A 6,000-nucleotide genomic window follows, 5' to 3' on the forward strand; every position below is an offset into this window, starting at 1 on the left:
CAACAAACCACTGAAAATGTTGGGTTTCGTTCCTCAAACGCCACTTGCTAAAGAGCGGGAATGCTAAGAGCGAACAAGTCGGGAAACCGCAAGGGCGCAGTGGCTCCCCAGCCTACGATTCTACGATTCTCCTTAACCCAAGCGTATTGGTGTTTAAATAGGATCTGGCAATTGTTTACTGACTAAAATTTTAGGTAAATTGCCAGAAATTATCTTCTTGTGTGTTAGCGATCGCTAGTTTCGTGGGCATCATAGAAACGAGAGGATCTTGTCTCAAATAAAGTTCCGATTTCTATCCAACAAAAGAATCCAGTGCCATCAAATATCATCACGTTCAACAATCCTCTAGGCAGTGAAACCTCTGAGGATGCGACTAAATTACCTTTCACTCTTCAGGATTTAAAATCTGCAATTCCTGCTGAATGCTTTCAGCCCAATGTGACAAAATCACTTTATTACTTCTTTCGTGATATCTTGATTATCGGTCTGCTTTATGCAGTAGCTCATTACCTGGATTCTTGGCTTTTCTTCCCGATTTTCTGGTTAATGCAAGGAACGATGTTTTGGGCTTTGTTTGTAGTCGGACATGACTGCGGACACCAATCTTTTTCTAAGCATAAATGGCTCAATGATTTGATTGGACATCTTTCTCACACACCAATACTTGTTCCTTATCATGGTTGGCGGATTAGCCACAGAACTCACCATAAAAATACTGGCCATATCGATAACGATGAAAGCTGGTATCCTGTGACAGAATCACAATACAATGAGATGCCTTTAGCCCAAAAGATCGGCAGATATTATGTTTTTCTATTGGCTTATCCTGTGTATTTGTTTAAGCGTTCTCCTAATAAGGAAGGCTCCCACTTTTTGCCCAGTAGTTCGCTTTTCAAACCATCGGAAAAATGGGATGTCATCACTAGTACTGTACTTTTGATTAGCATGGTAGGTTTGCTGGGTTTACTCACCTACCAATGGGGTTGGATGTGGTTGCTGAAATATTATGCTGCGCCTTACATTGTGTTCGTAATTTGGCTAGATTTGGTGACATTCTTGCATCACACTGAGCCAGATATTGCCTGGTATCGTGGAGAAGATTGGACTTTCTTGAAAGGTGCGATTTCTAGCATTGACCGTAATTATGGTTTGATCAATCATATCCATCATGATATTGGTACTCATGTTGCTCACCATATATTCCTTAACATCCCTCACTACAATTTGCTGAAGGCAACCGAGGCAATAAAACCAGTGATGGGTGAGTATTTCCACAAATCGGAGCAACCCATTTGGAAGTCATTATGGCATTCATGTATCAGCTGCCATTTTGTACCTGATACTGGTAGTAAGGTTTACTACACATCTAAGAATAAGTTAGCTAAAGGCTAAGATTCAGATTCCCGATTTCTTTAAAGAAGTCGGGAATCTTGTATTTTCGTCAATGCTTTGTGACAACTTACCTTTTGAGGTGCGTTGGCGTAGCCCGCCGCAGGCATCGCATATTACATTATTAGTGCTTCTAACTCTGTCAGTATTTGAGCGTCCTTAGCCTGCGTAAATTTCAACTTCCTGGCTGTAAGGTTATGAAAATACAGAGATAAAATAAAATATAGATAGATGACGTTCGCGGATTCTTGCCCCTACCCTTACAGTTACGATTTATTTTCTCCAAACTCTTGCTGTCTCGGTGGGTAAAGACTAACATATCTCTGGGCAGAGGCAATATCTCGTCAAACCAACCCTGACAACAACGAAAAACCCTTCGGCTGTCTACTTTGAATCTTGTTGAGCGCCAGTTTAGTTTATCTGCATGTAGTGACTTAAGACCGTTACCTGCTAGGGTTAGAAATCAGCACAGACTATACTATAGACAATTTACCCAAAACTCTTTCCAGCTTTAAAAATCAGAGGTATCAATGATTATAACTAATTTTAGCAAACATAGAAATGAATTTAAGGAATCTAAAGTACTCAAAGCTAAACCACATTGGCAAGGGCAAAATTTGAGCGATACTGCTGTCAAAGCTAAAGATACTAAGATGCAAGATCCTGCACCTGATAGTTCGATTTTCAATAGGTTCAATCGTGGTAGAGTTGCTATTTTTATTGATGGCTTAAGCCTATTTCATACAGCTTTACAACTCGGCATAGAAATTGACTATGTTAAATTGCTTTGTCATTTAACCAACGGTTCAAGACTGTTGCGTGCTTTCTTCTATACTGGGGTTGATATTAGCAATGAAAAGCAACAGGGTTTTCTATTGTGGATGCGTCGTAATGGCTATCGTGTAGTGGCAAAAGAGCTAGTTTTAGCAGCAGAGAATTTCAAAAAATCAAATCTGAACGTAGAAATTGCTGTGGACATGATAACTTTAGCTCCTTATTATGATACTGCGGTTTTAGTTAGTGGGGATGGAGATTTAGCCTATGCTGTGAACGCTGTCAGCAGAATGGGAGTTCGAGTGGAAGTGGTCAGTCTGCAAACGACTACTAGTGAAAGCTTGATTGATGTTGCTGACTGCTTCATTGACCTCGATAGTATTAAAGCACACATTCAAAAAGATTCTCATCTTGGCTATAGTTATCGCACATCATCAAATTCAAATCTTTAATCTGCGTATTTTGCTCGGCCCAAATTGAAATGGATATTTTAATAGTTGAAGATGAACCAGAAATTGCTCATTTAATCGAACTATCTTTAGAAAAAGAAGGATTTTTTTGTCGCATTAGCCGCGATGGCATGAATGCTTTGCGGATGTTTCAGGAGCAACCACCTGATTTAATCATTCTAGATTTAATGATTCCTGGTTTGGATGGGTTAGAAGTTTGTGCCAGAATTCGCCAGAAACCAGGTGCAAAAGATCCTTACATTTTGATGCTCACGGCTAAGGGTGAGGAAATAGATCGCGTTATTGGTCTATCTACTGGTGCTGATGATTATATGGTCAAACCCTTTAGCCCCAGAGAGTTGGTAGCTAGGGTGCGGGCACTATTACGGCGTAGCCTCCGCCAAGGGGGACAAAATCAAGTCAATCGTACCCAACACTTTATTGTGGATGTAGACCAGCGCACTGCCAGTCGTCAGATGAATTCTCAGGAGGTTGAAATTTTGGACTTAACTACCCTAGAATTTAACTTGCTAACCACCTTTGTCAGCAATCCTGGTCGAGTTTGGAACCGTACTCAACTAATTGATAAACTTTGGGGAGATAACTTTTTTGGCGATGAACGAGTGGTGGATACCCATGTAGCTCGGTTGCGAAAAAAGATTGAACCTGATCCGGCAAATCCTACTTTTATTAAAACTGTTGTTGGGGTTGGCTATAAATTTGAAGATCCTCCGGTAGCGTAAATGTTATGAAGATGGGGCTGAGAACGCGCCTATTTTTCTCCCACTTAGTAGTAATGATCGTGGGGGTAGCTAGTTTGGTGAGCATCAGCAAAATCTCTTCCCCCCGCTTGTTTGTCTTGCATTTGGAACGATTAGAAAATCAGGGGTTCGACTTAATCGATGTCCGTACTGAATTGGTTACAGGATTTGAACTTGCTTGGCAGCGAAGCACTCTTTGGTCAGTCTTAGTCGGCACCACCGCCGCCGGAGGATTGAGTTATTGGGTGTCCAGACGGATTATGCAGCGGTTGACCGAGATGGAACAAATCACCCAAAAATTTGCTGCTGGTCAGATGGATGCACGATTACCTGTGTCTGACATTCCAGAACTCAGTGGACTGAGTACTAGTTTCAACCGAATGGCAGCTAGTTTAGAAGGGGTAGAAGCGCGGCGGCGAGAAGTGATTGGAGACATGACCCATGAACTACGAACACCGTTAACAGTTGTGCGCGGTTACTTGGAAGAACTGGCTGATGGGGAAATTGAAGCATCTCCTGAAATTTATCGGCGTTTAGCTAAAGAAACTAGGCGTTTAGAACGGTTAGTGAACGATTTACAAGAACTCTCTAAGGCAGAAGCTGGTTATCTACCAATTAATATCCAACGGGTAAATCTGCATCCGTTGTTAGAGTCATTAGTGGAGAAATTCACCGACCAACTGTTAGAAGATGGTCCCGTTCTGCTCTTGCAATGTCCATCTGTGCTACCTCCTGTATTGGCAGATATTGACCGCACAGAACAGGTGTTGGTTAATCTGCTAGGTAATGCAGTGCATTATACTAATGAAGGTTCAATTACCATTGATGTTGGGACTGAAACATCTCAACTCTGGATTGCGGTTATGGATACAGGTATTGGTATCGCTCCAGAAAATTTGCCCCATGTGTTTGAGCGCTTCTGGCGAGCCGACCAATCGCGCGATCGCCATTCGGGAGGCACTGGTATTGGCTTAACTATTTCCCGTCGTTTGATTGAACTACAAGGCGGTCAGATTCAGGTAGAAAGCGAATTGGGAGTTGGCAGTACATTTCGGTTTTTTCTGCCTTTGGCTTGAGTTGAGTCAAAACCCTTGAGATACAAGGGATTGACACAAGGTAGTCACGGCTGTGTCATACCCAATTGCTAATTTGAAAGTATCCAAAATCTTGTTTTTTTGATGGATGTCGAGATTTTGGAAATGCATAGAGTGTAACATTATGTCTGCTTTTGTTCTGGCTGCTTTTTTGGTTGGTTTACTCAGTGTTTCGGGTTACGCTGCGATCGCCTACCTGTTCCCTCGAAATCGTTCCCAAGACTGACCAAATAACAATTTCTTGCTATTTTTGGTTATTAGCAGATGATTATTTTGATGTTAGGAAAGAGGTGGCGATGCCTAGGTTGGGCTACGCCTACGCTATGGGCAATTTAGGTAATTTTGGAGCCATCAATGCTTTCCAACAAGTGCTAGATGACCCTGATTGGGAAGTGAACATCCAAGCTGAAAGATCGATTCCAAAAATTCCGCAATAAATTCACGGATCTTGGCTCAATGCCCTATTGGTCAGTGGTGACGATTGCGATCGCAAAGCCGTCGTACCCTTTGCTGCCCACGGTCTGGATTGCTGTGGCGCTGACACGCGGCTCAGAGGCAAGTAATTCGTTGAAGCGGCGCACCCCCTGAACGCTAGGATCACCGCTAGCAGCATCAACCACCGCTCCGTTACGCACGACATTATCGGCGATGATCAGGCTACCGCGACGAGAAAGCTTGAGCGCCCACGCGAAGTAATGCGGATTGTTTGGCTTGTCGGCGTCAATGAAGATCAGGTCAAATGGGCTGTGACCCTCGGCGGCAATCTGTGGCAGCGTCGAGAGCGCCTGTCCGAGGCGCAGGTCAACGATGTCGGCCAGACCAGCGTGGGCGATGTTGGCGCGAGCAACTTCGGCGTGCTTTGGGTCAGCCTCCAGCGTGATCAGACGGCCATCGCTGGGTAGCGCCCGCGCCAGCCAGATAGTACTATAGCCGCCCAGCGTGCCAATCTCCAGGATGGTTCGCGCCCCTTGGATTTGCGCCAACAGCAGCAGCAGTTTGCCTTGGTTTGGCGAAACGTTGTGCGGTGGCAGTCCGGCGGCAGCGCTGGTCTGGAGAGCCGCATCTAGGGCGGGGTCGGGCGGCACAAGCAGATCGGTAAAGTAACGGTCAACCGCAGTCCATTGCTCTTGAGTCATAGATTCTCGCTTTTTACCCATCTATAAAACAATACGGCTCAGTTAAGGCTAAAACTCTTTGTCAAAGTAAATTTTTTGAACGTAGACGCGTTCGCGGAGCGTCTCGTAGAGAAGCGGCTTCCCGCAGGGTACCGCATTCGCGCAGCCTCTCGTTAGAGGATGTTTGAAAAGTCCTCTTGTCGGTAGCAAAACGTTCTAGATCCCCCTAAATCCACGCCACGTGCTTCAAGTCGGGAAACCCGCCCAACGCAGTGGCTCCCCGATAAATTGGGGGACTTTGATTCCGGTTCCCCCCTTTTTAAGCTACGGTGTACACACAAGTCCTAAAAATCTAGCTTGATGAGGTTTTCCTCGTTCCCATACTCCGTATGGGAATGCATTCATTGAGTCTCTGACT

General features: G+C 44.4%; 6 protein-coding genes. 5 read left to right on the plus strand and 1 reads right to left on the minus strand.

What is annotated here, in order from left to right; all coding sequences use genetic code 11:
• Positions 1-312: 312 nt before the first annotated feature.
• From HWQ41_RS16030 to HWQ41_RS16050, 5 genes are all read left to right on the plus strand, one after another.
• The gene (locus HWQ41_RS16030) at positions 313-1,392 is read left to right on the plus strand and encodes a fatty acid desaturase (protein WP_292764544.1); all 1,080 of its coding nucleotides are present in this window, start codon (positions 313-315) and stop codon (positions 1,390-1,392) included.
• Between the two features lie 527 nt (positions 1,393-1,919).
• Positions 1,920-2,615, plus strand: coding sequence for an NYN domain-containing protein (locus tag HWQ41_RS16035; RefSeq protein WP_292764546.1), 696 nt, complete (start codon positions 1,920-1,922; stop codon positions 2,613-2,615).
• 29 nt (positions 2,616-2,644) lie between these two features.
• Positions 2,645-3,355 carry a response regulator transcription factor gene (locus HWQ41_RS16040; RefSeq protein WP_292764549.1) on the plus strand — a complete coding sequence of 237 codons (711 nt, stop codon included), beginning with the start codon at positions 2,645-2,647 and terminating at the stop codon, positions 3,353-3,355.
• 5 nt (positions 3,356-3,360) lie between these two features.
• Positions 3,361-4,449: a HAMP domain-containing sensor histidine kinase gene (locus tag HWQ41_RS16045; protein ID WP_292764552.1), complete on the plus strand. Its 1,089-nt coding sequence runs from the start codon at positions 3,361-3,363 to the stop codon at positions 4,447-4,449.
• A 314-nt stretch (positions 4,450-4,763) separates the two neighbouring features.
• On the plus strand, positions 4,764-4,904 hold the full coding sequence (locus tag HWQ41_RS16050; protein ID WP_292764555.1) for a hypothetical protein: 141 nt from the start codon (positions 4,764-4,766) through the stop codon (positions 4,902-4,904).
• Between the two features lie 24 nt (positions 4,905-4,928).
• On the opposite strand, the gene HWQ41_RS16055 is transcribed toward HWQ41_RS16050, so the two are convergent.
• On the minus strand, positions 4,929-5,624 hold the full coding sequence (locus HWQ41_RS16055; RefSeq protein ID WP_292764557.1) for an O-methyltransferase: 696 nt from the start codon (positions 5,622-5,624) through the stop codon (positions 4,929-4,931).
• Positions 5,625-6,000: the final 376 nt, after the last annotated feature.

Origin of the sequence: Nostoc sp. NOS(2021) (assembly GCF_017115025.1) — a bacterium.
GTDB lineage: Bacteria > Cyanobacteriota > Cyanobacteriia > Cyanobacteriales > Nostocaceae > Nostoc.